The organism is Streptomyces sp. PKA51, assembly GCF_057552455.1.
In genome coordinates, this window is sequence record NZ_BAAJPZ010000003.1 from 240599 (window position 1) to 263188 (window position 22590).

A 22590-nucleotide genomic window follows, 5' to 3' on the forward strand; every position below is an offset into this window, starting at 1 on the left:
GCCGCGCAGCCCCGGCCGCCACCGGCCGGGGTACGCTCGGTGCTGCCCGCCCCCACGGGGGCCCGACCTGCGACAAGCCCAGGAGACAGACGACGATGGCCGACCGGGTCACGGTGATCGGCTGGGACGGCTCACCGCTGACGGCCGGGGCCCGTTCGGCCCTCGCCGCCGCCACCCTCGTCGCCGGCGCACCCCACCACCTGGCCCTGCCCGAGGTGCCCGCCGACGCCGAGCGCATCCGCCTCGGCAGCCTCGACCTCGCCGCCCGCCGCATCGCCGCCCACCGCGGCTCCGCCGTCGTCCTCGCCGACGGCGACCCCGGCTTCTTCGGCGTCGTGCGCACCCTGCGCGCCCCCGACTACGGCCTGGAGATCGAGGTCGTCCCCGCCGTCTCCTCCGTCGCCACCGCCTTCGCCCGGGCCGGCATGCCCTGGGACGACGCCCAGGTCGTCGTCGCCCACGCCCGCGACCTGCGCCGCGCCGTCAACGTCTGCCGCGCCCACCCCAAGGTCGCCGTCCTCACCTCCCCCGGCGCCGGCCCCGCCGAACTCGCCCTGCTGCTCGGCGACGTCCACCGCACCTTCGTCATCTGCGAGGAACTGGGCACCGCCCGCGAACAGGTCACCGTCGTCACCTCCGACCGGGCCGCCGACCACGCCTGGCGCGACCCCAACGTCGTCATCGTCATCGGCGGCTCCGGCACCCCCCTCGGCCGCGGCGGCACCTGGATCGCCGGCCGCGACCCCGGCCAGCCCCCGGCCGTACGCGGCTGGGCCCTGCCCGCCGCCGCCTACGACACCACCCTCGGCGAGGGCGAGAGCACCGAACTGCGCGCCGCCCAACTCGCACGCCTCGGCCCCCGCGTCGGCGACCTCGTCTGGGACATCGGCTCCGGCAGCGGCGCCGCCGCCGTCGAGGCCGCCCGCTTCGGCGCCGCCGTCATCGCCGTCGACCGCGACCCCGACGCCTGCCGCCGCGCCGCCTCCCTCGCCCGCCGCTACGGCACCCAGCTGCACGTCGTCCACGGCACCGCCCCGCAGATCCTGGAGGAACTCCCCGAACCCGACGTCGTCCGCGTCGGAGGCGGCGGCCCCGACGTCGTCGCCGCCTGCGCCGACCGCCGCCCCGAACGCATCGTCACCCACGCCGCCACGCGCGACGACGCCGAAGCCGTCGGCCGCGTCCTCGCCGAAGGCGGCTACACGGTGCACTGCACACTGCTCCAGGCAGTGGACTTGGACACAGGCGACTGGACGGAGCGCGAGCGCGCCGTAGCCTTCCTCCTGAGTGGCCGTCGCACCCACCCCTGAGGGCCCCCGGGCCCGGTCGGGGTAGGCTGGCGGATCGTTGTGCCGCCGGTCAGCGGTGTCCGACACCACACCCGTCAATGCCCCGAACGCCTCACCCTTTTGGCGCGTACAGGGCAGGGTGGCATCGGTGGCACACAACGTGCCGCGAGGCATGGACGCTCGTTGTTGTCTGTGGGCGGCAGCGGTTGGAAGGAGCACTACCGATGGGCGAGGGGTACGCATGACCGACACCGGCCGGTTCCCGGGCGAGGGACAGCCGGAGAACGCAGGCGCACTGCCCGGGCACACCGCAGACCCTGCCGACACCGCAGCCCCAGGCCCCTACGCCTACCTCGACACGGACGCCACGGACGAGGACGACCTGCTGCTCATGCCCGGCGCCCAGGGCGCCTGGAGCGAACAGCCCCCCGCCCAGGGCGGCACCCACGAGACCGGCGGCCGCGACACCGGCTCCGTCGACTTCACCGAGGTCCGCACCCCCCCGGCCGCCGCCCCGCCGCGCCGCCCCCTCCACATGGGCCCGCCCGTCCCGGAGCCCAACAGCGGCGTCGTCCGCTCCCTCGCCGACCGCGGCCCCGCCGCCCCGCAGCAGCCCGTCGGCACCCCCGCCCCGCCCGTCGGCGGCGTCGAGTACGCCGAGCCCGGCGCGGAGGCGTTCGTACCGCCGCAGCACGCGGGCGACACGCCCGGCGCCCCCGCCGACGCCACGGCCGGAGCCGGCCTGCCCGCCCAGCGCGCCGCCGAGGTCCCCACCGTCGCCCCGGGCGCCGCCCAGGCCCTCGTCGACCGCGTCCTGCCCACGGTGGCCCAAGCCGCACCCGCCCCCGGGCCGGATGACGCCCCGTCGGCCGACACCTTCGCCGCCCCCGCCGAACCGGCCGCAGCCCTGCCCCAGGAGGACCCCACCCCGGCGGCGCCCCCCGCCGCCTCCGTCGCCCGGGGCATGGGCGTGGGCGCCTTCCTGGACGACCCCGTCGAGCCCGCGGCTGTGCACGCTGCGCCCCCTGCGGAGGCTGTCGCCGCCCCGACCCCCGCCCCGACCCCGGCCGAGCCCGCCGTTGTTACGGCCGCCGAACCCCAGGCCGCAGCCGCGCCGCAAACCGAGCCCGTCGCCGTCGAGGCCGCTCAGCCGGCCGAGCCGCAGGCGCCGGCCGAGCCCGTCGAGCCGCAGGCAGCGGCCCCCGCGCCGGCGGAGGCGCAGCCGGCAGCGCCGGTACCGGCACCGGCCGAGCCGGTTGAGTCCGTTGCCGCGGAGCCGCAGGCGGTGGCCCCGGCCGAGGCGCAGGCTGCAGTCCCGGCTCCGGCGGAGCCGGTCGACTCCGTCGCGTCCGCCGAGGCGCAGGCTGCGGTTCCGGCTCCGGCCGAACCGCAGGCCGCGGCCCCGGCCGAGGCCCAGGCTGCCGTCGCGGCCCCGGCCGAGCCCGTCGAGGTTGCTGCCGTTGCTGCGGCGGAGCCGCAGACCGCTGCCGCCGCCGCGCCCGTCGAGCCGCAGGCCGTGGCCCAGGCCGAGGGCACTGTCGCCGAGCCGCAGGTCGCGGCCGCTGCGGAGGCCCCTGTCGCACCCGCCGTGTCCGACCCGGCGTCGGCAGACGCTGCCCCGGCGGACGTGCCCGCCCCGGTCGCCGCTCCCGCCCCGGCGGAGGTGCCTGCCCCGGACGCTGTTGCCGCACCGGCGGACGCGTCTACCCCGGTCACCGACCCCGCGTCGGCAGACGCGGGTGTCCCGGCGGACGTGCCCGCCCCGGAGGCCGTTCCCGCAACGGCGGAGGCGCCCGCGCCGGTCACCGACCTGGCGTCGGCAGACGCAGTTGTGCCGGCGGAGGTGCCCGCCCCGGACGCTGTTGCCGCACCGGCGGAGGCGCCCGCGCCGGTCACCATCCCCGCGTCGGCGGACGCAGCCGTACCGGCGGAGGTACCCGCCGCGGACGCCGCTCCCGCACCGGTTGCCGAGGCCACCCCGGCCATTGACACTGCGTCGGCAGAGGCACCCGTGCCGGCCGAGGCGCCCGCGCTGGTCGCCGAGGACGCTCCGGTCACCGACCCCGCGTCGGCAGACGCAGCTGCCCCGGCCGCCGAGGCTCCGGCCGACGTGCCCGCCACGGGTGCCGCTCCCGCCCCGGCGGAGGCGTCCGCACCGGTCGTCGAGGCCGCTCCGGCCTCCGACCTTGCGTCGGCAGACGCACCTGCCCCGGCCGCCGAGGCCCCGGCCGACGCGCCCGCCCCGGCCGCCATGCCCGCCCCCGCCACTGACCTCGCGTCGGCAGACGCCTCCGCACCGGTCGCCGAGGCCGCGGTCGATGTGCCTGCCGCGGCTGTCGAGCCCGCCCCGGCCGTCGTCCCCGCGTCGGCAGACGCCCCCGCTCCGGCCGCCGAGGCCGCGGTCGATGTGCCTGCCGCGGCTGTCGAGCCCGTCCCGGCCGTCGACCCCGCGTCGGCAGACGCCCCCGCCCCCGGGGCCGAGCCGTCCATGCCGGCCGCCGAAGGCCCCCGCGTGCGGCTCATCGACGAGCCGGACGCCGACGTCACCGCCCAAGCCGGGCCGGAGGCCACAGCCGCCGAACCCGCGCCGGAGGCGGCACCGCCTGCCGGCCCGCCGGCCGAAGGGTTCGGGGACGCCGAGCGTGCGGCCGTGCACCGGGTGATGCGCGAGCGGCGCGACATCCGCAACGGCTTCCGTCCCGACCCCATCCCGCACGAGGTGCTGCTGCGGGTGCTGGAGGCCGCGCACACCGCGCCCAGCGTCGGGCACTCCCAGCCGTGGGACTTCGTCGTCATCCGTTCGGCGGAGACCCGCCGGGCGATGCACGAGCTGGCGACCCGTCAGCGCGAGGCGTACGCCAAGTCGCTGCCCAAGGGCCGGGCCAAGCAGTTCAAGGAAATGAAGATCGAGGCGATCCTCGAGACGCCCGTCAACATCGTCGTCACCGCCGACCCCACCCGGGGCGGCCGGCACACGCTGGGCCGGCACACCCAGCCGCAGATGGCGCCGTACTCCTCCGCGCTGGCCGTCGAGAATCTGTGGCTCGCCGCCCGTGCCGAGGGCCTCGGCGTGGGGTGGGTCAGCTTCTTCGACGAGCGCGAGATGGTGCGCGCCCTCGGTCTGCCCGAGCATCTGGAGGTCGTCGCCTACCTGTGCGTCGGGTACGTCGACGAGTTCCCCGACGAGCCGGAGCTGATGCAGGCCGGCTGGTCGAAGCGGCGCCCGCTGTCGTGGGTGGTGCACGAGGAGGAGTACGGGCGCCGGGCCCTGCCCGGCGAGGAGCCGCACGACCTGCTGGCCGAGACCCTGCGCGGCATCCGTCCGCTGGACGCCAAGGCGCTCGGCGAGGCGTGGGAGCGGCAGAAGCGCATGACGAAGCCGTCGGGCGCGCTCGGCATGCTGGAGATCATTTCGGCGCAGCTGTGCGGCCTGTCCCGCAAGTGCCCGCCGCCGATCCCCGAGCCCGCGGCCGTCGCGATCTTCGCCGGTGACCACGGCGTGCACCACCAGGGCGTCACGGCCTGGCCGCAGGAGGTCACCTCGCAGATGGTGGCCAACTTCCTGGGCGGCGGCGCGGTGTGCAACGCCTTCGCCAACCAGGTGGGGGCCGAGGTGTGCGTGGTCGACGTCGGTGTCGCCTCGGAGCTGCCGACGACGCCGGGGCTGCTGCCGCGCAAGGTCCGGGCCGGTACGAACGACTTCACCACCGGCCCCGCGATGACCCGCGAGGAGGCGCTGCGCGCGGTCGAGGTGGGCATCGAGACCGCCCGCGACCTCGTCACGGCCGGCAACAAGGCGCTGCTCACCGGTGAGATGGGCATTGCCAACACCACGGTGTCCGCCGCGCTCATCTCCGTCTACACGGGCGCCGACCCGGCGGAGATCACCGGGCGGGGCACCGGCATCAACGACGAGATGCACGCCCGCAAGATCGACGTGGTGCGCCGGGCCCTGGAGCTGCACCGGCCCGACCCGGCGGACCCCATCGGCGTCCTCGCGGCCATCGGCGGCCTGGAGCACGCGGCGCTGGTCGGCCTCATCCTCGGCGGCGCGTCGCTGCGTACGCCGGTGATCCTCGACGGCGTCAGCGCCGGTGCCGCGGCCCTCGTGGCGCGGGCCGTCGCGCCGGAGGCGCTGGCCGCGTGCATCGCGGGCCACCGCAGTGCGGAGCCGGGGCACGTGGCGGCGCTGACGAAGCTGGGCCTGCGCCCGCTGGTGGACCTGGACCTGCGCCTCGGCGAGGGAACGGGTGCGCTGCTGGCGCTGCCGGTCGTGCAGAGCGCTGCGCGGGCGATGCACGAGGTGGCGACGTTCGACAAGGCCGGGGTCAGCGAGAAGGGCTGACGCCGGGGCACCGGCCGGTGGGCGGTCGTTCTGTCGTGCCGTTCCGGCACACGGAACGATTGCCCACCAGCGCGCCGGGCCCTTTAGGGTGTCCCCACCAGCGCATTTGTCAGAGGAGCCCGCACCATGGCAGAGCCTTTGCCCTATCCCGTCGGACTGCGTCTCGCCGGTCGCCGCGTCGTCGTGCTCGGCGGCGGTCAGGTCGCCCAGCGCAGGGTGCCGGGCCTGGTGGCCGCCGGAGCCGACGTGCTCCTCGTCTCGCCCTCCGTCACCCCCTCCGTCGAGGCCATGGTCACGGCGGGCGAGGTGCGTTGGGAGCGCCGCCGGTACCGCGAGGGCGACCTGGACGGCGCCTGGTACGCGCTGATCAGCACCGACGACGCCGACGCCAACGCGGCGGCCTCCGCCGAGGCCGAGGCCCGCCGGGTGTGGGCCGTGCGCAGCGACGACGCCGAGGCGGCCACGGCCTGGACGCCCGCCACCGGGCGCGCCGCCGGGGTCACCGTCGCCGTCCTCACCGGGCAGGACCCGCGCCGTTCCGCCGCCGTGCGGGACGCCGTCGTCGAGGGCCTGCGCGACGGAACGCTCGCCGCCCCGCACCACCGGGCCCGGGCCAAGGGTGTCGCCCTGGTCGGCGGCGGTCCCGGCGACCCCGACCTGATCACCGTGCGCGGCCGCCGGCTGCTGGCGGAGGCGGATGTCGTCATCGCCGACCGGCTCGGCCCGCGCGACCTGCTCGACGAACTGCCCCCGCACGTCCTGGTCATCGACGCCGCCAAGATCCCCTACGGCCGCTCCATGGCCCAGGAGGCCATCAACGAGGCGCTGATCGAGCACGCCAAGGCGGGCAAGGCCGTGGTGCGCCTCAAGGGCGGCGACCCGTTCGTCTTCGGCCGCGGCATGGAAGAGGTGCAGGCGCTCGCCGAGCACGGCATCCCCTGCACCGTCGTGCCCGGCATCTCCAGCTCCATCAGCGTGCCCGCCGCGGCCGGGATCTCCGTCACGCACCGGGGCCTGGCGCAGGAGTTCACCGTGGTCAGCGGCCACGTGGCCCCCGACGACCCGCGCTCGCGCGTGGACTGGGCCGCGCTGGCCCGGCTCACGGGCACGCTCGTGCTGCTGATGTCCGTCGAGAACATCCCCGCCATCGCCGACACCCTCATCGGCCACGGCCGCCCCGCCGGCACGCCCGTCGCCGTCGTCCAGGAAGGCACCACCGCCGCCCAGCGCCGGGTGGACGCCACCCTCGCGACGGTGGGGGAGCGGGTACGGACCGAGGGCATACGCCCGCCCGCCGTCATCGTCATCGGCGAGGTGACGGCGGTCGGCCCGGACGGACCGCACAGCTGATCTCCCCCCATCACCCCACGGACAGACCGGGAAAGCACCACAGCATGGCCGAGCTCATCACCATCGACGACCCCGACGACCCCCGCCTGCACGACTACACCGGCCTGACCGACGTCGAACTGCGCCGCCGCCGCGAGCCCGCCGAGGGCCTGTTCATCGCCGAGGGCGAGAAGGTCGTCCGGCGCGCCCTGCAGGCGGGGTACGCCATGCGGTCGATGCTGCTGTCGGCCAAGTGGGTCGAGGTGATGCAGGACGTCATCGAGGAGTCCGAGGCCCCGGTCTACGTCGTCACGCCCCGGCTGGCCGAGCAGGTGACGGGCTATCACGTCCATCGCGGTGCCCTGGCCTCGATGCAGCGCAGGACCCTGCCGGCCGCCGGCGACCTGCTCACCACCGCGCGCCGCGTGGTGGTGATGGAACGCGTCAACGACCACACCAACATCGGCGCCATCTTCCGCAGCGCCGCAGCCCTCGGCATGGACGCCGTGCTGCTCTCCCCGGACTGCGCCGACCCCCTCTACCGGCGCTCGGTGAAGGTCTCCATGGGCGCCGTCTTCTCCGTCCCCTACGCCCGGCTGGAGGACTGGCCGCGCGACCTGGAGGCCGTGCGCGAGGCGGGCTTCAAGGTCCTGGCCCTGACCCCCGACGAGCGGGCCACCTCCATGGACGACGCCGCCCCGCACCGCCTGGAGCGGGTGGCCCTGATGCTGGGCGCCGAGGGCGACGGCCTGACCCCCCGCGCGCTGCGCGCGGCGGACGAATGGGTGCGCATCCCGATGGCCCACGGCGTGGACTCCCTCAACGTGGGCGCCGCGGCGGCGGTGGCCTTCTACGCGGTCACAGCGGGCCGCGCCCCGGCCTGACGGCGCCCGTAGGGGCGCGGGGAACTGCGCGATCGGCCACGGACGGCCTGCAGCCGACACCGCACCTGCGGGAGCGTCGTGGCTTGTCGCGCCCACGCGGCGGTAGCCGCAGATCGATACCGCCCCGCGCCCCTGACGGGGCGCCCCGCATGACGGAGGTCCGCCGGAAGGCGCGGGCTACGGCGTGCCGGCGACCGCCGTCCGGTGGGGCTTGCCCTGGGAGTGGGAGGGGCCCTGGCAGCCCTGGGCCGCCGCGATGCCCAGCGCCACCAGCAGTGTGACCACCACGAAGACGATCAGCCGCTGGCGCAGCAGGCCCCGGTCCGGGCCCGGGCGGCGGGGCCCCGCGCCCGTCCGGGATCCGGCGCGGTCGGCGCCGCGGCGCGGCATGGGGCGCGTGGGTACCGGCCGGCCGCGGCCGGCCGGGGCCGCCTGCGGTGCCGGGCGGCCCGCCGCCGGGCCGGGGCGGGGCGTCGGCGAGCTGCCGGGGCGGCGCTCGGTGCGCTGGCGCTCGTAATCCGCCGCCCGGCGGGCCGAGGGCCGGTCGGGTTCGCGGCGCGGCGACGGCGGCCGGCCCTCGCCGATGCCGTGCGCCTCGCGGGCGGCGATCTCCTTCAGCCGCAGGGACAGCTGCAGTGTGCTCGGCCGCTCCTCGGGGTCCTTGGCCAGGCAGGCGTGGATGAGCGGGGCGAGCGCGTCGGGGACGGCCATGAGCTGGGGTTCCTCGTGGACCACCCGGTAGAGCATGACCTCGGAACTGCCCTGCCCGAAGGGGGAGTCGGCGGTCGCCGCGTAGGCGAGCGTGGCGCCCAGGGCGAAGACGTCGGTGGCCGGGGTCACCGCGGCGCCCCGGACCTGCTCGGGCGCGAGGAAGCCCGGCGAGCCGACCGCCGTGCCCACGTGCGTGAGCGTGCTGGCCCCGGTGGCCCAGGCGATGCCGAAGTCGATGATCCGCGGGCCCTTGGGGGACAGCAGGATGTTGGAGGGCTTGAGGTCGCGGTGGACGACGCCCGCGTCGTGCACGGCCAGCAGTCCCTCGGCCAACGCGGCGCCGATGGAGGCGGTCTGAGCGGCCGACAGGGGCCCCTCCTCGTTGACCTTGTCGTGCAGCGAGGGCCCGGGCACGTACTGCGTCGCGAACCACGGACGGTCGGCCTCCAGATCCGCGGCCACCAGCCGCGCCGTGCAGCCGCCGCGAATCCGCCGGGCGGCGGAGACCTCGCGGGCGAAGCGGGAGCGGAACTCCTGGTCCTCCGCCAGGTCGGGGCGGATCACCTTCAGCGCCACGCGCTGTCCGCGCCGGTCGGATCCCAGGTAGACCACGCCCATGCCGCCCGCGCCGAGCCGGCGGTGCAGCCGGAAATTGCCGACGACACGCGGGTCCTCGCGCCGGAGCCGCATCATCGTCATCTTCGTCCCCTACCTCCGGTGGGGCTGCCCCACACAGCTGCCCGGCCTCTGACGTGGCACAGCTTACGGATTGACGGACGGTCGTGCTGCGAGGCCGCGCATGCGTCGGCGACCGGATTGCCCGCCACCGGCCGGTGGCGGCCACGGCCGCGCCCGGCCCCGTCCGGGTCGTCGCGCCGGGAACGGCCGGGCCGGGGCGGTCCGGTGTTCAAGCGCCCGGCGGGCCAAGGGTTTTGGCCGGTTCCGGCCCCTGCGCGGGGCCGTCCGGCCGGGCGGCCGGCCGGGGGAGTCGAACGTATGACGCGAGCAGGTACGGGCCCGGCCCGGCACCACCGCACGGGCGGCCGCCGGTGCGGCCGGGAAGTGATCGAATTCACCGGGGGAGGGGCCTCTCCACCCCTGGGAGTACCTCGCCGGGCCGCTGTCATCCTCTCGGAGAACGCCGAGGGGTACGCGGGCATGACGCCGGGCCGGGGCGCTCGCGCCTAGGGTGAGGGCAAGCGACGGGCACGCACACTCGTCCCCCGAGGTCAGGTGCCCGTCGCCCCACACGACGTACGGGAGACGGAAGGAGCGGAGGATGCCGGACGTGGCGGGGCGCGGGAGCGCCCGGGCGCACGGCCAGCGGGCCGTGGACGCCCTCGGCGACGGCTTCCCCCCGCCTTCCGCCCCGACCCGGCACCCGCTCGTCGCGGCCGCCATGGTGCTGCCGCTCGCGGCACTGCTCGCGGTCGTCTTCGGCGGCTGGGACGCCGTGGTCGCACAGGCGTCGTCCGTGGCCGGATTGCTGGGGCGCTGAGCGCCCCGCGGCCCGGGAAGAGCGGCCCGGGCCGGGCAATGCGGCCGGACCCCGTGGGGACGGGGGTGCGGCGGACGGCACGACGGGCCGGGTACCTGGGGAGGTACCCGGCCGTCGAGTTTCCATGGGCTCATCGGATACGCAAAAGGCCCGGGCCGGAGCATGGATGCTCCGGCCCGGGCCGAGGATGGTGCGCGATACTGGGATTGAACCAGTGACCTCTTCCGTGTCAGGGAAGCGCTCTCCCGCTGAGCTAATCGCGCGGGGAGGCCGGTGAGGGCCTCGGTGGACGATACTGGGATTGAACCAGTGACCTCTTCCGTGTCAGGGAAGCGCTCTCCCGCTGAGCTAATCGTCCGGGATGCTGCTGGTGCCGCGTGCGCGATACTGGGATTGAACCAGTGACCTCTTCCGTGTCAGGGAAGCGCTCTCCCGCTGAGCTAATCGCGCGGGTAGATCCATTACGGACCTGGTGGACGATACTGGGATTGAACCAGTGACCTCTTCCGTGTCAGGGAAGCGCTCTCCCGCTGAGCTAATCGTCCTTGGAGGTGGAGACGGGATTTGAACCCGTGTAGACGGCTTTGCAGGCCGTTGCCTCGCCTCTCGGCCACTCCACCAACGGAGTGGGGGTTCGGGAAGATCCCCCACATCGAGCGGACAACGAGACTCGAACTCGCGACATCCACCTTGGCAAGGTGGTGCTCTACCAACTGAGCTATGTCCGCAGGTCTTGCATCTCCGGAGCGCTTCCGCGTCCCGGCGACGTGTTGAACTTTAGCGGATTCCGGCGCCAGCTCAAATTCCGTTTGCCCAGCATGCTGCGCTGATCCTTCCCGGAACGCTCCCCACGGCCCCCGCGCTGCGCCGCCCGGACCCGCCCCAGGGGTGCCCCATAGACTCGATGACGTGCACAGCCTCCCTACTGCGCTCTCCCAGGCGGCCTCCCCGATGGCCCGCTTCGGCGGCCTGCTCGCCACCGATCTGCGCGACGTCACCAGCGACCCGGCGGCCCTGGAATCCAGCGGCTGGTGGGCCGTGGTCGCCGACTTCGAGGGCGGACTGCGCTGCGCCCGCTTCGGCGACGTGCGCCCCGCCCCGCCCCTGCCCGACGCGCGGGCCTGGCACGGACCCGCGCCCGAGCAGTGGACCAGCTCCCTGGACCGGGACGGCTACGTCGCGGGCGTCCGCCGCATCCGCGAGCACATAGCCGCCGGCGAGGTCTACCAGGCCAACCTCTGCCGCGTGCTGAGCGCGCCCCTGCCCGACCCCGACCGCGCCGACGTCGACGCCCTGACCGCGCTCCTGGCCCACGGCAACCCCGCCCCGTACGCGGGCACCGTGCGGCTGCCCGCCCACGGCATCGAGATCGCCACCGCCTCGCCCGAGCTGTACCTGCGCCGCACCGGCCGCACGGTGGAGTCCGGCCCCATCAAGGGCACCGGTCGCACCGCCGCGGACCTGCTGGAGAAGGACCACGCCGAGAACGTGATGATCGTCGACCTGGTCCGCAACGACCTCGGCCGCGTCTGCGCCACCGGCTCGGTGACCGTGCCCGAGCTGTGCGCCGTCGAACCGCACCCGGGCCTGGTCCACCTCGTCTCCACCGTCCGCGGCGAGCTCGCCGACGGCGCCGGCTGGCCCGAGCTGCTGGCCGGCACCTTCCCGCCCGGCTCCGTCACCGGCGCACCCAAGGCCAGCGCCCTCGACATCATCGAGGCCCTGGAGACCGCCCCCCGCGGCCCCTACTGCGGCGGCATCGGCTGGGTCGACGCCGACCGGGGCACCGGCGAGCTGGCGGTGGGCATCCGCACCTTCTGGATCGAGCGCACCGCCCCCGGCGGCCCCGTCCTGCGCTTCGGCACCGGCGCCGGCATCACCTGGGGCTCCGACCCCGAGCGCGAGTGGGCCGAGACGGAGCTGAAGGCCGCCCGCCTGCTCGCGATAGCGTCGGGCCGACACCAGCCGGCAGGAGGGACGACACGGTGATGATCTGGTACGACGGCCAGCTCCGCGACGCGGACAGCGCCCATGTCTCGGTCTTCGACCACGGGCTCACGGTGGGCGACGGCGTCTTCGAGACGCTCAAGGCCACCGACGGCCGCGCTTTCGCGATGACCCGCCACCTCGACCGGCTCGCCGCCTCGGCCCGGCTGCTGGGCCTGCCCGAGCCCGACCGCGACGAGATCCGCCGGGCCGCCGACGCCGTCCTCGCCGCCAACCCCATGCCGCTCGGCCGGCTGCGGATCACCTACACCGGCGGCGTCGCCCCGCTCGGCTCCGACCGCGGCACCCTGCGCCCCACCCTCGTCGTCGCCCTCGCCGAGCACACCCCCCGGCCGGGCAGCACCGCGGTCGTCACCGTCCCCTGGACCCGCAACGAGCGCGGCGCCCTGGCGGGGGCCAAGTCCACCTCGTACGCCGAGAACGTCGTCGCCCTGGCCCAGGCCCACCGGCACGCCGCCAGCGAGGCCCTGTTCGCCAACACCGTCGGCGCCCTGTGCGAGGGCACCGGCTCCAACGTCTTCGTCGTCCTCGACGGCGAGCTGCACACCCCGCCGCTGTCCTCCGGCTGCCTGCCCGGCATCACCCGCGCCCTGCTGCTGGAGTGGACCGGCGCCAAGGAGACCGACCTGCCCTTCGACGTCCTGGAGCGGGCCGAGGAGATCCTGCTGACCTCCTCCCTGCGCGACGTCCAGGCCGTGCACACCGTCGACGGCCGCCACCTGCCCGGCACTCCGGGGCCGGTGACCGCCAAGGCCGTGCGGACCTTCGCCGAACGCTCGGCCGCGGACATCGATCCGTAAATCCCCATGACGCGCAGCCCCCGGGCCGGTACAACACCAGCGTGACCACCACGCTGCGCCCCACCGCCCCGGAACTGCGCACCGAGGACGGCGGCAGGTCCCGCCCCTACGAGGTGTGCGTCAACAGCCGGCCCGTCGGCAGCCTCACCATCGCCACCGACCCGTGCTTCGGCCCCCGCTTCGGCCGCATAACGGGGCTCGTCATCGACGAGCGCGACCGGCACCGGGGGCGCGGCACCGTCGCCGCGCTGGCCGCGGAGGAGGTGCTGCGCGGCTGGGGCTGCACCCAGATCTCGATCGACGTCCCGGCGCCCGCCACCACCGCCCTGGGCCTGGCGGGCGCCCTCGGCTACGTCGAGCGCAGCCGCTCGCTGAACAAGCCGCTCGCCGCCCCGCCCGCCCTGCCGCCCGGCAGCACCGCCCGGCCCCTGGCCGAGGAGGAGTTCGCCGCCTGGCAGGCGGCGGGCCGGGCGCAGTGCGCGGCGGAGTGGGCCGGGCGCGGGGTGCCCGCGGAGCAGGCCGCGGCCAAGGCCGAGCGCGAGCAGGCGCTGCTCCTGCCGCACGGGAGCACCACGCCCGGCGTCGTCCTGCGCGTCCTGCGCCACGAGGGCACCGACGTGGGCACGCTGTGGCTGGCCCTGCGGGAGGAGGAGGCGTACGTCCACGAGGTCCGGGTGCCCGCGGAGCACCGCGGCCGGGGTCACGGGCGCACGCTGATGCACCTCGCCGAGCGCGAGGCCCTGGCGGCGGGCGGCCGTGCGATCGCGCTCAGCGTCTTCGCCGGCAACACCCCGGCCCTGCGGCTGTACGAGTCGCTCGGCTACCGGGCGACCCGGTTCCACCTGTACAAGATCCTGCACTGACGGCCCGGGGCCGCCTGGGGCTCAGCCCTGCGCCAGCAGCCGGTCGGCGATCTCCTCGACGCGCTCGCGCAGGCCATCCTGGCTCTGCCCGCCGTCCAGCCGCTCGTCGCCGATGACGTACGTCGGCGTCCCCGTCACCCCGATCGCCTTGCCCTCGGCGTGGTCGGCGTCCACGGTCAGCGTGTGCCGGCCGTCGATCAGCGCCGTGTCGATCTCCTCGGCGTCCAGGCCCAGCTCCCGGGCCACCTCCAGCAGCACCTTCTCGCCGTGCGAGGCCAGGTCGGCGGTGCGGGCCAGCACCGCCTCCGCGTACGCCCAGCCCTTGCCCTGCTCGGCCGCCTCCTCCGCGGCCTGCGCGGCGGCGTAGGAGTGCTTGTGCTTCTCCAGCGGGAAGTGCCGCAGCCGGATCTCCAGCCGGTCGCCGTAGCGGGCGCGCAGCGCGCGGATGTCCTCCAGGGCCTGGTGGCAGTCGGGGCACTGCAGCTCGCACCAGACGTCCAGGACGACGGGGGAGGTGTGGGTTTCGCTCATGGGGCCAGTCTTCCAGCCCCCACCGGCCGTCGCCGCCGCGGCCTGCGCGGCCGCTCGGCCCCGGTGCGCCCCTTAAGGGTCCGACGGATATTTCCCCGGCTCGCCCGCGCATCGTGGCCCCCCGGCCGGCGGCAGGTGCACGATGGAAGGACAGCGCCCCCGGGCAGGAGGAGAGACGATGCTGACCTCGACCGTATGCGCCGCGATCTCCGCGGCCGGCCTGGGCATCGCCCTGCTGACCGCCTACCGCCGGCGCTTCCTGGCCGCCACCCGCATCGCGGCCTGGGCCCTGATCCCCGTCGGGCTCGTGCTGACCGGGATCACCGACTGGCTCACCGACCTGGTGCTCAAGCCGACCGTCTGGGCCGGCTTCGGCGTCCTCGCGCTGTCGGCCGCGCTGTTCGCGATCAGCCGGGCCGCAGGTCGCCGGCGCTCCCGCCGGGCCGCGGCCACCGGTGCGCAGCCGCCCGCCGTACCGCCCGCCGCCTCCGCGCCCGCCGTCTCCGCACCCCGCGGCACACGGCAGTCCGGGGCCGCTCCCGCCGAGGACTTCTCGGACATCGAAGCGATCCTCAAGAAGCACGGAATCTGACGAACTCCTCCTCACGAGTGACACGTTGGGCCTGCGCCCGACGTGGCTGCGTCATGATCTGGCGGCGATGAACGACGACCCCGCACCGATCGACGACCCTGCACAGCACCTCACCGACGAGCCCCGCGGCTGCCTGTTCGCCCTCTCCCAGCCACCGCTGATGTTCTTCCTGACCTTCATCGCGACGCTGATCCTGCTGACCGCCGTGCACGACCTCTACCGCTGGTGACGCCGACCCGCCCGGGCTTCAGTCCCGGCCGGCCTCGCGGCGGCGCGCCCGGTAGGCGGCCACGTGCAGGCGGTTGCCGCAGGTGCGGCCGTCGCAGTAGCGGCGCGAGCGGTTGCGCGAGAAGTCGACGAAGGCCCGCCCGCAGCCCGGGGCCACGCACCGCCGCAGCCGCTCCCGCTCGCCCTCCACCAGCAGGAACGCCAGCGCCATGCCGCCGTCCGCCGCCAGGTGCTCGGCGAGCGAGGCGCCGGGGGCGAAGTAGTGCACGTGCCAGGGGTGACCGTCGTGGTCGGTGAGCCGGGGGGTGGTGCCCGCCCCGGCCACCAGGGCGTTGAGCTGCTCGGCCACCGCGGCGTCGTCCGGCGCGTCGAACGCGCGGGCGAAGCGTTCCTGCACGGCCCGTACGGCCGCCAGCTCCGCCTCGCCGAACGCGTCGATGCCGTCGATCCCGTGCCGGGCGACGAACTCCCGCAGCACGGCCGGGCTGTCCGGGCCGGGGCCGGGCTCCGCACCGAGGTCGGTGTTGAGCAGGTCGACGACGCAGTCGAGCGTGCGCCGGGTGTCGTGGTTGACGATCACGGATCGTTCGCTCCCCTGGCCGGTCCGAGACGGGGCGGCAAATGTTCGACCGCGGGGAGCAGACTCTAGCGGCTCCACAGCGCCACGGCGCCGCCCTCACGCTCTTCGCGTGACGACGGCGCCGTGGCGGGCCGTGAAGCGATGTCCTCCGGCGGAATCCGCCGGCTTCCTCTCACGTCCTGCGCGCGGCCTCCCCGAGTGGGCCGGCGCGCCCTCGATCAGCTCCTGCCCGGCATCAGCTCTCGGCCAGGATGTGCGAGAGCTCGGTGTCCAGGTCGAAGTGACGGTGCTCGGTGCCCGGCGGGACGGCGGCGTCGGTCCGCTTCAGGAACGACTCCAGGGCCCGCGCCGGGGCTTCCAGGAGCGCCTCGCCCTCCGGGGAGCTCAGCGCGATGCAGACGACGCCCTGGCCGTGGCTGCGGGACGGCCAGACCCGGACGTCTCCGGTGCCCGTGGGCCGGTGCAGGCCCTCCGCGAGGAGGTCCCGGGCGAAGACCCACTCGACGGTCTCCTCGGCTCCGGTGTGGAAGGTGGCGTGCACGGCATACGGATCGGCCGTGTCGTACCGCAGGCCTGCGGGGACAGGCAGTGACGATTCGCTCGACACAACGAGGCGCAGGTGCAGCTCGCAGCTGACCGTGGTGTTCATAAGCGCCATGGCCTTTCGCTCAGTGTGCGCTCGGGGATTCGCACGTCGGCGAAATCGACATGCCACCTACGGTGCCGTTGTAAACCCCTCTGACCGTTTTGAGGCTGTTCGGATACCTCGGACGGCCCAGTCGCCGCGACGCCGGTACCGCCGATCCGGTGAGATCCGGCACGTCCGGGTACGTTGGGCGCCATGAACGCGGAGAGTGACCAGCATCAGGCCCCCGCCCCCGAGGGCCCCGGGGAGCCCGCCCGGGGGCTCGGCTCCCGTGCCCCGCACTTCGTCAGGAGTTCCCGGCCCCTGCACCTGAGCTGGCAGGTCGGCGTCTTCGTCGTCGGCCTCGCCGTCGTCGTCGCCGGCGTGATCATGCTGCCGCTGCCGGGCCCCGGCTGGCTGGTGATCTTCGCCGGCATGGCCATCTGGGCGACCGAGTTCGTCTGGGCCCAGCTCGTGCTGCGCTGGACCAAGCGCAAGGTCACCGAGGCGGCCCAGCGCGCCCTCGACCCCCGGGTGCGCCGCCGCAACATCATCCTGACCGTCTGCGGCCTGGTCGTCGTCGGCGTCCTGGCCGGCTTCTACATCGCCGCCTACGGCCTGCAGCCGCCCTGGCGCGCGATGCGCTGACCGCGCAGGGGCGGTTCTGTGCACCCTCTGACATGCGGTAATGTTTGCGGTGCGCCCGGGCGATTAGCTCAGCGGGAGAGCGCTTCGTTCACACCGAAGAGGTCACTGGTTCGATCCCAGTATCGCCCACCACCGACCGAGGGTCCGCAAGGGGAAGACACCCCCTTGCGGACCCTCGGTCCATTGGTGTGCCCTGGCGTCATGCCGCCCCCGCGCCGCCTGCCCTCACCCCACCACTACCGCTTCCGCGGCCGGTGGATCCTGCCCGCACCCCCCGACGCGGTCTACGCCGCCCTCGAAGACGCCGACGGCTACCCCGCCTGGTGGCCCCAGGTCCGCGAGGTCCGCCGCCTCGACGCCGTCACCGGCATCCTGCGCATCCGCTCCGTCCTGCCCTACGACCTCGTCCTCACCGCCCGCGAGACCCGCCGCGACCCCGGCGAGCGCGCCCTGGAGATCGTCATGTGCGGCGACCTCGACGGCTGGGCCGCCTGGAGCGTCGTCCCGCACGGCACCGGCGGCAGCGCCGCCCGCTTCGAGGAGGACGTCGAGGTGCGCAAACCCTCGCTGCGCCGCCTCGCCGTGCCCTGCCGCCCCCTGTTCACCGCCAATCACGCCTGGATGATGCGCGCCGGACACCGCGGCCTGCGCGCCCTGCTGGCGGGCCCGGGCCGGGGGATTTGATGATCGGCCGCCGCGACCTGTATTGTTCACTGCGTTGCCGGGGGAGACCACGGCAGCGGATCCCGGGCGATTAGCTCAGCGGGAGAGCGCTTCGTTCACACCGAAGAGGTCACTGGTTCGATCCCAGTATCGCCCACCGCCACAAGGCCGGTCCGTCAACCGACGGACCGGCCTTGCGCGTTGTCCCACTCCACAAGATCTGCTCCGGGCAGCCCCGCTCAGGCCGCGGCCGGCATCAGCGGACGCAGCGGCCACGCCGGATCGCACTCCTCCTCCGAACCGTTGCGGGCGAACCACGCCTGCAGCCCCCGCGCCTGCGCCGCATGCCACACCGCCTGCCGCGCGTGCAGCTCCGCCGGGCTCAGCCGCTCCAGCCGTGAGGCGAAGCGCCGCCCCACCGTCCGCACCACCTCCAGCGCGGCCAGCGCGTCGGCCGCCGCGTCGTGCGCCCCGTGCAGCTCCACCCCGTAATGGGCGCACAGATCCGTCAGCGTACGGCGGCCCTTGCGGTAGCGGTCCAGGTGGCGGTCCAGCACCCACGGGTCCAGCACGCACAGCGGCGCACCCCCCAGATACCCCGCCAGCGACGACGCCCGGTGCCGGCGCAACTCCCGGTCCAGCAGCGTCAGGTCGAACGGCGCGTTCATCACCACCAGGGGTATGCCCCGGGCCGCGTGCGCCGCCAGCCCCCGGGCGACCTCCTCCATCACCGGCGCCGGCCAGCGCCCGTGGTGCTGCAGGTGCTCCTCGCTCAACCCGTGTATCGCCGTGGCCTCCTCCGGCACCGGCACCCCCGGGTTCACCAGCCACCGCGTGGTCACCGGAGCGGCCCCGGCCTGCGACTGCGTGACGAACGCCGCCGAGACGATCCGGTCCCGTTCCACGTCCACACCGGTCGTCTCGGTGTCGAAGGCGGCGAGCGGCCCCTCGAACCAGCACGGCATGACCCAACTCCTCGCATCTGTACCGAACATGGCGTGATTCCCCCTCCCCGCCAGGTGATACCCGGCCGCCACGCCCGGCGAACCGCCGCCGTTTGCCGGGGAGTTCGTCTGGAGACAACACAGATGTACGACCTGCACGAGACAAGGACCGGCGAGCCCGGAAGGCTTTTCGGACATGGCGCTCGCTCAGCCCGACCCCGCCCCCGACCGGGCGGCCCCCGGGCACCCCGACGTCCCCCGCGGCAGCCTCGCCACCACCGCCTGCATGGAGATCCTCCAGGTCGGCTACCTGCACGCCGTGGCGGCCGCCGCCGGCTGCTCACTCGCCCAGCCCTACCCCGACAACGGCATCGACTGGCACGTCAGCCACAGCGCCCCCGGGCACACCACCGACGACGAGGTCACCATCAAGGTGCAGCTCAAGAGCACCTACCAGGTGCCGCCCCGGCCCGGCCGCACCTTCCCGCTGACCCTGGACAACGACCACCTGGCCAAGCTCGCCCGCACCCCGGTCTCCGTCCACAAGATCCTCGTCGTGATGATCGTGCCCCGCGCCCGCCACGACTGGCTGCACGCCGGCCACGACCACCTCGAACTGCGCCACTGCTGCTACTGGATCAACCTCGCCGGCCACCCCGTCACCGGCCGGCGCAGGACCACCGTGCGGATCCCGACCACGCGCGTCTTCGACGACCGCGCCCTGTGCGAGATCATGACCCGGGTCGGGGCGGGAGGGAGACCCTGATGCGCCCCAGCGACGACGCCCGTCCCCGCCCCCCGGACCCCGCGGTCCTCGCCGCCCTCCTCGCCCGGCACGGCTGGCACCGGCGCGGCGGGCAGCCCGGGCGCTACACCCGCTGGACGCCGCCCGCCGGACCCGGCGCCGGCACCAGCCTCCTCGTACCGGACGGCCGCGCCTACCCCGACAGCGCCGACCTGCTCACCGAGGCCCTGGCCGCCCTGGAGCACAGCGCCGCACCCTCCGCCCGCGCCGTCCTCGCCGCCCTGCACCGCACCGCCGACGAGATCCACTGGTGGCGCGAGATCCCCGGGACCCGCGCCCCCGCCACGGCCTGGAGCGCCCAGGAGGAGCTGCGCACCGGCGCCCGCGCCCTGCTGCTCGCCGCGGCCCGCACCGCCGCCGCCCGCGCCGCCGGCACCCGCACCGGCTTCCACGGCGCCCGCCACCGCCGCCGCGCCGAGGCCGTCCTCGCCGGCCTGCTGACCGGCCCCGTCGACGACGGCCGCGAGCTCGTCGTCCACGTCCCCCTCGCCGACGCCCCGCCCGAGGGCGGCCGGACCCTGGCCACCACCGTGCTGCGCGCCCTGCAGGCCGCCCGGGACGCCACCGACTACCGCCGCGCCACCGGCCGCGGCGACGCCTTCGACGCCGCCGTCGAGGCGGGCGTGTGCCGCGAGCTCACCGACGCTCTCGTCACCCTGGTCAGCGGCACCCAGGGGGTGCGCATCGCCGTCGAGTGGGCCCCGGCCGCCGGCCCGCCCCCCGGCTTCGCCGCCCGCCCCGAACCCGTCGAGTTCTCCCCCGGCGACCTGCCCGCCCTGCGCGAGGCCGGCGCCCGCTACGTCCGCGCCGAACCCCCGCTGCCCGTCCACCTGACCGCCGCGGTCGTCAGGCTGCGCCGGGAGGGCCCGGACGGCGCCGGCACCGTACGCCTGCGCGTCCTGGCCGGCGCCGAGGTCGACCGGGTGCGGGCCACCCTCGGCGAGGACGACTACCGCCTCGCCGGCCACGCCCACCTCGCCGGGGTCCCCATCACCGTCCGCGGCCGCCTGGAGAGCCGCGGCGGCTTCCGCCGCCTGGCCGACGCCCACGACCTGCTGCCCGCCCGGGTCGACGCGGCCGAGCGGGACCGGCTGCTGAAGTCCCTGCACTCCCTCCACGACAACCTCGACGCCGACTGACCCCGCGGATCCCCGCCGGGCCACCCCGTAACCGTTTAGCGACCACGGCGCCGGGCTCGGTACGATTCAGGCGCGCAGCGACCGCTGCCGCGCCTCATACGTCAGGAGAGTCCGGTGTCAGACGTCCGTGTGATCATCCAACGCGATTCCGAGCGGGAAGAGCGCGTGGTGACGACGGGCACTACGGCCGCCGACCTCTTCGCCGGCGAGCGCACCGTCGTGGCCGCGCGGGTCGCGGGCGAGCTGAAGGACCTCACCTACGTCGTCGCCGACGGCGAGGAGGTCGAGCCCGTCGAGGTCTCCTCCGAGGACGGCCTGAACATCCTGCGCCACTCGACCGCCCACGTCATGGCCCAGGCCGTGCAGGAGCTCTTCCCCGAGGCCAAGCTGGGCATCGGCCCGCCGGTCAAGGACGGCTTCTACTACGACTTCGACGTCGAGAAGCCCTTCACCCCCGACGATCTCAAGCTCATCGAGAAGAAGATGCAGGAGATCGTCAAGCGCGGCCAGAAGTTCGCCCGCCGCGCCGTGACCGACGAGGCCGCCCGCGAGGAGCTGGCCGACGAGCCGTACAAGCTGGAGCTGATCGGCCTCAAGGGCTCCGCCGCCCAGGAAGAGGGCGCGAACGTCGAGGTGGGCGCCGGCGAGCTCACCATCTACGACAACCTCGACCCGAAGACGGGCGAGCTGTGCTGGAAGGACCTCTGCCGCGGTCCGCACCTGCCCACCACCCGCCTGATCCCGGCGTTCAAGCTGATGCGCAACGCCGCCGCGTACTGGCGCGGCAGCGAGAAGAACCCGATGCTCCAGCGCATCTACGGCACCGCCTGGCCGTCGAAGGACGAGCTCAAGGCGTACCTGGAGTTCCTCGCCGAGGCCGAGAAGCGCGACCACCGCAAGCTCGGCTCCGAGCTCGACCTCTTCTCCGTCCCCGAGCAGATCGGCTCGGGCCTCGCGGTCTTCCACCCCAAGGGCGGCATCGTCCGCCGGGTCATGGAGGACTACAGCCGCAAGCGGCACGAGGAGGAGGGCTACGAGTTCGTCTACACCCCGCACGCGACCAAGGGCGCGCTGTTCGAGACCTCGGGCCACCTGGACTGGTACGCCGACGGCATGTACCCGCCCATGCAGCTCGACGAGGGCGTGGACTACTACCTCAAGCCCATGAACTGCCCCATGCACAACCTGATCTTCGACGCGCGGGGGCGTTCGTACCGTGAGCTGCCGCTGCGGTTCTTCGAGTTCGGCACGGTCTACCGGTACGAGAAGTCGGGCGTCGTGCACGGCCTGACCCGGGCCCGCGGCTTCACCCAGGACGACGCGCACATCTACTGCACCCGCGAGCAGATGGGCGAGGAGCTCGACCGCACCCTCACCTTCGTGCTGGACCTGCTGCGCGACTACGGCCTGAACGACTTCTACCTGGAGCTGTCCACCAAGGACCCGGAGAAGTTCGTCGGCTCGGACGAGGCGTGGGAGGAAGCCACCGAGACGCTGCGCAAGGTGGCCGAGAAGCAGGGCCTGGAGCTCGTCGCCGACCCGGGCGGCGCGGCGTTCTACGGCCCGAAGATCTCGGTGCAGGCGAAGGACGCCATCGGCCGCACCTGGCAGATGTCGACCATCCAGCTCGACTTCAACCTCCCCGAGCGCTTCGACCTGGAGTACACGGCGGCGGACGGCAGCAAGCAGCGGCCGGTCATGATCCACCGCGCGCTGTTCGGCTCGATCGAGCGCTTCTTCGCGGTGCTCCTGGAGCACTACGCGGGCGCCTTCCCGGCATGGCTGGCCCCGGTGCAGGCGATGGGCATCCCGGTCGGCGACGCCCACGTCGAGTACCTGCAGGAGTTCGCCGCCGAGGCGAAGAAGCAGGGCCTGCGCGTGGAGGTCGACGCGTCCTCGGATCGCATGCAGAAGAAGATCAGGAACGCGCAGAAGTCCAAGGTGCCGTTCATGATCATCGTCGGTGACGACGACATGAACGCGGGCACGGTCTCCTTCCGCTACCGCGACGGTTCGCAGGAGAACGGCGTCCCGCGTGACCAGGCGCTGGCGAAGCTTGTCGACGTGGTGGAGCGTCGCACGCAGGTGTGACCCGATCCCCGCGCCCGC

20 protein-coding genes and 8 tRNA genes are annotated in these 22590 nt (G+C 74.7%); 17 read left to right on the forward strand and 11 right to left on the reverse strand.

What is annotated here, in order from left to right; all coding sequences use genetic code 11:
- Positions 1-95: 95 nt before the first annotated feature.
- The 4 genes from cbiE (at position 96) to AC27L3_RS06185 (ending at position 7847) form a co-directional block, all read left to right on the forward strand.
- Entirely contained in the window at positions 96-1310 is a 1215-nt protein-coding gene (cbiE, locus tag AC27L3_RS06170; RefSeq protein ID WP_487233000.1) for a precorrin-6y C5,15-methyltransferase (decarboxylating) subunit CbiE, read from the forward strand.
- A gap of 220 nt (positions 1311-1530) precedes the next feature.
- The gene (gene cobT, locus AC27L3_RS06175) at positions 1531-5634 is read left to right on the forward strand and encodes a nicotinate-nucleotide--dimethylbenzimidazole phosphoribosyltransferase (RefSeq protein WP_487233001.1); all 4104 of its coding nucleotides are present in this window, start codon (positions 1531-1533) and stop codon (positions 5632-5634) included.
- A gap of 126 nt (positions 5635-5760) precedes the next feature.
- Positions 5761-6984: a uroporphyrinogen-III C-methyltransferase gene (cobA, locus tag AC27L3_RS06180; protein WP_487233002.1), complete on the forward strand. Its 1224-nt coding sequence runs from the start codon at positions 5761-5763 to the stop codon at positions 6982-6984.
- Between the two features lie 44 nt (positions 6985-7028).
- Positions 7029-7847, forward strand: a complete 819-nt coding sequence (locus AC27L3_RS06185; RefSeq protein WP_487233003.1) for a TrmH family RNA methyltransferase — start codon at positions 7029-7031, stop codon at positions 7845-7847.
- Positions 7848-8024: 177 nt separating this feature from the next.
- Here the strand turns inward: AC27L3_RS06185 and AC27L3_RS06190 are convergent, their stop codons facing one another.
- A complete protein-coding gene (locus AC27L3_RS06190; protein WP_487233004.1) occupies positions 8025-9257 on the reverse strand; it encodes a serine/threonine-protein kinase in 1233 nt (410 codons plus the stop codon).
- Between the two features lie 580 nt (positions 9258-9837).
- Between AC27L3_RS06190 and AC27L3_RS06195 the strand changes: the two genes are divergently transcribed.
- Positions 9838-10056: a hypothetical protein gene (locus AC27L3_RS06195; RefSeq protein ID WP_487233005.1), complete on the forward strand. Its 219-nt coding sequence runs from the start codon at positions 9838-9840 to the stop codon at positions 10054-10056.
- A gap of 188 nt (positions 10057-10244) precedes the next feature.
- Here the strand turns inward: AC27L3_RS06195 and AC27L3_RS06200 are convergent.
- The 6 genes from AC27L3_RS06200 to AC27L3_RS06225 all read right to left on the reverse strand — a co-directional run bounded on the left by AC27L3_RS06200 (position 10245) and on the right by AC27L3_RS06225 (position 10784).
- A tRNA-Val gene (locus AC27L3_RS06200) sits at positions 10245-10319 on the reverse strand.
- A 23-nt stretch (positions 10320-10342) separates the two neighbouring features.
- Positions 10343-10414: transfer RNA gene (locus AC27L3_RS06205), tRNA-Val, on the reverse strand.
- Between the two features lie 20 nt (positions 10415-10434).
- Positions 10435-10506 (reverse strand) — tRNA-Val (locus AC27L3_RS06210).
- Between the two features lie 20 nt (positions 10507-10526).
- Positions 10527-10601, reverse strand: a tRNA-Val gene (locus AC27L3_RS06215).
- A 1-nt stretch (position 10602) separates the two neighbouring features.
- A tRNA-Cys gene (locus AC27L3_RS06220) sits at positions 10603-10676 on the reverse strand.
- Between the two features lie 35 nt (positions 10677-10711).
- Positions 10712-10784: transfer RNA gene (locus tag AC27L3_RS06225), tRNA-Gly, on the reverse strand.
- A 223-nt stretch (positions 10785-11007) separates the two neighbouring features.
- Between AC27L3_RS06225 and AC27L3_RS06230 the strand changes: the two genes are divergently transcribed.
- The 3 genes from AC27L3_RS06230 to AC27L3_RS06240 are packed head-to-tail and all read left to right on the forward strand — an operon-like array spanning position 11008 to position 13726.
- Positions 11008-12045, forward strand: a complete 1038-nt coding sequence (locus tag AC27L3_RS06230) for a chorismate-binding protein (protein WP_487233174.1) — start codon at positions 11008-11010, stop codon at positions 12043-12045.
- Positions 12042-12863 (forward strand): aminotransferase class IV, encoded by an 822-nt coding sequence (locus tag AC27L3_RS06235; protein WP_487233006.1) that lies wholly within the window; start codon positions 12042-12044, stop codon positions 12861-12863. The genes AC27L3_RS06230 and AC27L3_RS06235 overlap by 4 nt, the downstream gene beginning before the upstream one ends.
- A gap of 41 nt (positions 12864-12904) precedes the next feature.
- The gene (locus AC27L3_RS06240; RefSeq protein ID WP_487233007.1) at positions 12905-13726 is read left to right on the forward strand and encodes a GNAT family N-acetyltransferase; all 822 of its coding nucleotides are present in this window, start codon (positions 12905-12907) and stop codon (positions 13724-13726) included.
- A 21-nt stretch (positions 13727-13747) separates the two neighbouring features.
- Here the strand turns inward: AC27L3_RS06240 and AC27L3_RS06245 are convergent, their stop codons facing one another.
- Entirely contained in the window at positions 13748-14257 is a 510-nt protein-coding gene (locus AC27L3_RS06245) for a DsbA family protein (RefSeq protein ID WP_487233008.1), read from the reverse strand.
- A 178-nt stretch (positions 14258-14435) separates the two neighbouring features.
- Between AC27L3_RS06245 and AC27L3_RS06250 the strand changes: the two genes are divergently transcribed.
- Both AC27L3_RS06250 and AC27L3_RS06255 read left to right on the forward strand, forming a co-directional pair.
- On the forward strand, positions 14436-14849 hold the full coding sequence (locus tag AC27L3_RS06250) for a hypothetical protein (RefSeq protein WP_487233009.1): 414 nt from the start codon (positions 14436-14438) through the stop codon (positions 14847-14849).
- 67 nt (positions 14850-14916) lie between these two features.
- A complete protein-coding gene (locus AC27L3_RS06255) occupies positions 14917-15078 on the forward strand; it encodes a hypothetical protein (RefSeq protein WP_487233010.1) in 162 nt (53 codons plus the stop codon).
- Positions 15079-15096: 18 nt separating this feature from the next.
- Here the strand turns inward: AC27L3_RS06255 and AC27L3_RS06260 are convergent, their stop codons facing one another.
- Positions 15097-15657: a CGNR zinc finger domain-containing protein gene (locus tag AC27L3_RS06260; RefSeq protein ID WP_487233011.1), complete on the reverse strand. Its 561-nt coding sequence runs from the start codon at positions 15655-15657 to the stop codon at positions 15097-15099.
- Positions 15658-15892: 235 nt separating this feature from the next.
- Positions 15893-16306, reverse strand: coding sequence for an SsgA family sporulation/cell division regulator (locus AC27L3_RS06265; protein ID WP_003959770.1), 414 nt, complete (start codon positions 16304-16306; stop codon positions 15893-15895).
- A 192-nt stretch (positions 16307-16498) separates the two neighbouring features.
- Between AC27L3_RS06265 and AC27L3_RS06270 the strand changes: the two genes are divergently transcribed.
- The 4 genes from AC27L3_RS06270 to AC27L3_RS06285 all read left to right on the forward strand — a co-directional run bounded on the left by AC27L3_RS06270 (position 16499) and on the right by AC27L3_RS06285 (position 17750).
- A complete protein-coding gene (locus AC27L3_RS06270; protein ID WP_487233012.1) occupies positions 16499-16930 on the forward strand; it encodes a TIGR02611 family protein in 432 nt (143 codons plus the stop codon).
- A gap of 57 nt (positions 16931-16987) precedes the next feature.
- Positions 16988-17062, forward strand: a tRNA-Val gene (locus tag AC27L3_RS06275).
- A 69-nt stretch (positions 17063-17131) separates the two neighbouring features.
- Entirely contained in the window at positions 17132-17614 is a 483-nt protein-coding gene (locus AC27L3_RS06280) for an SRPBCC family protein (RefSeq protein ID WP_487233013.1), read from the forward strand.
- Positions 17615-17678: 64 nt separating this feature from the next.
- Positions 17679-17750, forward strand: a tRNA-Val gene (locus AC27L3_RS06285).
- Positions 17751-17832: 82 nt separating this feature from the next.
- Here AC27L3_RS06285 and AC27L3_RS06290 read toward each other — a convergent pair.
- The gene (locus AC27L3_RS06290) at positions 17833-18558 is read right to left on the reverse strand and encodes an exonuclease domain-containing protein (protein WP_487233014.1); all 726 of its coding nucleotides are present in this window, start codon (positions 18556-18558) and stop codon (positions 17833-17835) included.
- Positions 18559-18733: 175 nt separating this feature from the next.
- Here AC27L3_RS06290 and AC27L3_RS06295 point away from each other — a divergent pair, with 175 nt between their 5' ends.
- The 3 genes from AC27L3_RS06295 (at position 18734) to thrS (ending at position 22572) form a co-directional block, all read left to right on the forward strand.
- A complete protein-coding gene (locus AC27L3_RS06295; RefSeq protein WP_487233015.1) occupies positions 18734-19303 on the forward strand; it encodes a DUF4365 domain-containing protein in 570 nt (189 codons plus the stop codon).
- Complete coding sequence (locus AC27L3_RS06300; RefSeq protein WP_487233016.1) at positions 19303-20481, forward strand: hypothetical protein; 1179 nt, start codon at positions 19303-19305, stop codon at positions 20479-20481. The genes AC27L3_RS06295 and AC27L3_RS06300 overlap by 1 nt, the downstream gene beginning before the upstream one ends.
- Positions 20482-20595: 114 nt before the next feature.
- Positions 20596-22572: a threonine--tRNA ligase gene (gene thrS / locus AC27L3_RS06305; RefSeq protein WP_487233017.1), complete on the forward strand. Its 1977-nt coding sequence runs from the start codon at positions 20596-20598 to the stop codon at positions 22570-22572.
- Positions 22573-22590 lie beyond the last annotated feature (18 nt).